2 protein-coding genes are annotated in these 3,174 nt (G+C 45.2%); both read left to right on the top strand.

Annotation, left to right across the window (positions count from 1 at the left end):
- Positions 1-113 precede the first annotated feature (113 nt).
- On the top strand, positions 114-368 hold the full coding sequence (locus V7K55_RS20960) for an acyl carrier protein (RefSeq protein WP_334834562.1): 255 nt from the start codon (positions 114-116) through the stop codon (positions 366-368).
- A partial coding sequence (locus tag V7K55_RS20955; RefSeq protein ID WP_334834560.1) for a non-ribosomal peptide synthetase occupies positions 365-3,174 on the top strand: 2,810 nt, incomplete at its 3' end. The genes V7K55_RS20960 and V7K55_RS20955, both read left to right, overlap by 4 nt.

Raw genomic sequence — 3,174 nt, 5'->3', positions numbered from 1 at the left:
TTTTCTCCCGCAGGTCTACTGAGTAGGGTTTCATCTGATTTTTTACTTTTATCTTCTCAACTACTGTACCAAACCGTTACACAAAGTGCTGTATACAGCAGCCTCTGAATTATATGGGAATTGATTCCTTGATAGCAATGAAATTGAGGAATCGCTTCAGAACTGACTTAGAAATAGATGTGTCTGCAATCAAATTCATGGAAGATGCCAGTATTGCTAGTTTGGCAATAGAATTGAGTCCTTCTTTGATCAATGCTCAAGGTAGTTTTACAGCATCAGTTAGTCAATCCCAAATACCAAGCCAGGATGAACAAATAGCCACCGTGATGGATGGAAATGATGATGATTGGTTGGAAGGTGAAATATGAATTTAGGGGAATTGCTTCAAGAACTAAATCAGAAAAATATCCAATTGTCAATTGATGGAGAAAAACTGCGTTATCGCGGTGCTAAAGACGTATTAACTCCCACACTGCTACATCAAATTAGGCAATATAAGACAGAAATTCTCCAGTTACTACGCTCCTCCAAATCTTATCCCCTTTCCTACGGTCAGCAAGGTTTGTGGTTTTTGTACCAACTGGCACCAGAGAGTCCAGCATACCATCTGGCCTTTACAGTCCGCATCCGCTCTGGCTTAAATGTCCCCGCTTTACAACGCGCTTGCCAGAAGTTGATCCTTCGCCATCCCACACTGCGGACTACATTTGGTCAAGGAAAGGCTGAACCCTGGCAAAAGGTGCATGAATACCAAGAAGTTTGCTTCGAGGAAATCAACGCGGCAACTTGGAACTGGGATGAGTTAACTAAAAGAGCGATCGCCGCCTATCGGCTACCCTTCGATTTAGAACAAGGATCTGTGTTGCGGGTAAATCTGTTTACTCGCTCCCCACAAGACTATGTGTTTTTACTGACAATACACCATATTGCTGTTGATGGCTTCTCATTTGGGATACTTTTAGATGAGTTACGCCTGCTGTACCAGGCAGAAAATCTTGGTCAAGAGATTTCTCTACCTCCCGTCAACTGGCAATATCAAGACTTTGTGCAATGGCAACACCAAATGCTGGCAACTCCTGTGGGAGAGGAACTTTGGCGCTACTGGGAACAGCAGTTAGCTGGTGAGTTGCCAGTGCTAAAACTACCAAGTCAGCGATCGCGATCGCCAATTCCCAACAATCAGGGAGCTTCTTATACCTTCAATTTGACCGTAGAACTCACCTCTAAGCTCAGGGAAATGGCGAAAGCTCAGGGAGCAACCCTTTACATGACTCTCCTGGCAGCTTTTGTAGTTTTGCTTCACCGCTACACAGGTGAAGAAGATATTCTGGTGGGATCTCCAGTGAATAACAGGAGTCGGTCGGAATTTGACTCAATTGTGGGCTTTTTTGTGAATATGCTGGCCTTGCGAGTCAATATTGCTGGCAATCCCAGCTTTTCTGCATTTCTCAGTCAAGTGCGCTCCACGGTATTAGCTGCACTAGCGCATCAAGATTATCCCTCTCCTTTATTGGTTGAGAGATTACAACACAAACGTGATTACAGCCAATTAGGACTTTTTCAAGTTTCATTTAATCTATTACAGTTGCAGCAGATTACTGAAGTCATCGGTTTATCGATGTCAAACAAAGCCAAAGCGATCGCAGATTGGGGAGGTTTAGCGCTAGAGCCATTTGAAATCCCCCAGGAAGAAGGTCAGAATGATTTAGTCTTAAACATGGTGGAGACGACAGAATCACTTCTTGGCACCTTCAGATACAATACTGACTTATTTGATGCAACCACAATTAGCCAGATGGCAGGCAATTTCCAAACCTTATTGGAGGGGATTGTAGACGATCCTGGGCAGCAAATTTCAAATTTGCCTCTACTGAGGGCAACTGAGCAACATCGTTTGCTGGTTGAGTATAACAATACTCACGTAGAGTATCCTCAAAATAAGTGTATTCATCAGTTATTTGAAACTCAAGTAGAACAGACTCCTGACGCGGTGGCTGTAGTGTTTGCTACGCAGCCGATGACCTACCAGGAATTAAACGTCCGAGCCAATCAACTAGCACACTACCTGCAAGGACTGGGAGTAAAACCAGAAGTACTTGTAGGTATCTGTGTCGAGCGATCCTGTGAGATGGTGGTGGCATTATTAGGAGTTCTCAAAGCGGGTGGGGCTTATGTGCCGTTAGATCCGCAATTACCCCTAGAGCGATTGGAGTTCATGTTATTAGATTCGCAGATATCGGTGTTATTGACTCAAAAGAAGTTGGTGGCACAGATGCCCAAACACAACGCCCATCTAATCTGCTTGGATGCAGACTGGGGGGCGATCTCTGGTAACAGTGGGGAGAATCCGATTAGTGAGGTGACACCGGAAAATTTAGCCTATGCTATTTATACATCAGGATCTACAGGAACACCCAAAGGAGTGGCGATCGCTCATCGCAGTCTAGTTAACGCCTATTTCGCTTGGGAACAAACCTATCAGTTGCGAACAAGAACCAGTAGTCATTTACAAATGGCTAATTTCTCTTTTGATGTGTTTTCTGGGGATCTGGTGCGATCGCTTTGTTCTGGTGGCAAGTTAGTTCTCTGTCCGCAAGAGTCGCTATTGGTTCCAGAAAAGCTATATGGGCTAATGCGTGAGCAAGCGGTTGATTGTGCCGAGTTTGTTCCTGCGGTGTTGCGGAACTTAATTGAATATCTCAAAAAAACCAAGCAGAATCTCCACTTTATGCGGTTGTTGGTGGTTGGTTCCGATAGCTGGTATGTTAAAGAATATCAAGAATTTCAGCATTTATGTGGTTTAGAAACTCGCTTAATTAATTCCTATGGAGTTAGTGAAGCCACCATTGACAGTTGCTATTATGAAAACCCTGGGGTCAATCAGCCCGTTGACGAGCTAGTACCCATTGGACATCCCTTTGCCAATATCCAAATATATATCCTAGACCGTTATCTCCAACCCGTACCCATTGGCGTTTCGGGGGAACTACATATAGGTGGTGTCGGTTTGGCTCGTGGCTATCTGAACCGACCCGATTTAACTGAGTCAAAATTCATCCCTCATCCCTTTCGAGGAAGCAGGGGAGCAGGGGAGCAGGGGAGCGGGGGAGCGGGGGAGCAGGGGAGCAGGGGAGCAGGGGAGCAGGGAAGCGGGGGAGCAGGGGAGCATTTGGT

Origin of the sequence: Nostoc sp. (assembly GCF_036919895.1) — a bacterium.
Classification (GTDB): Bacteria; Cyanobacteriota; Cyanobacteriia; order Cyanobacteriales; family Nostocaceae; genus Nostoc.
The sequence above is the reverse complement of the archived record's forward strand: the minus strand, read 5'-3'. Positions and strand labels throughout refer to the sequence as shown.

What these genes read in the sequence shown, in the direction of transcription:
- V7K55_RS20960 (WP_334834562.1), top strand. Translation starts at nt 114, where the DNA reads ATGGGAATTGATTCCTTGATAGCAATGAAATTGAGGAATCGCTTCAGA.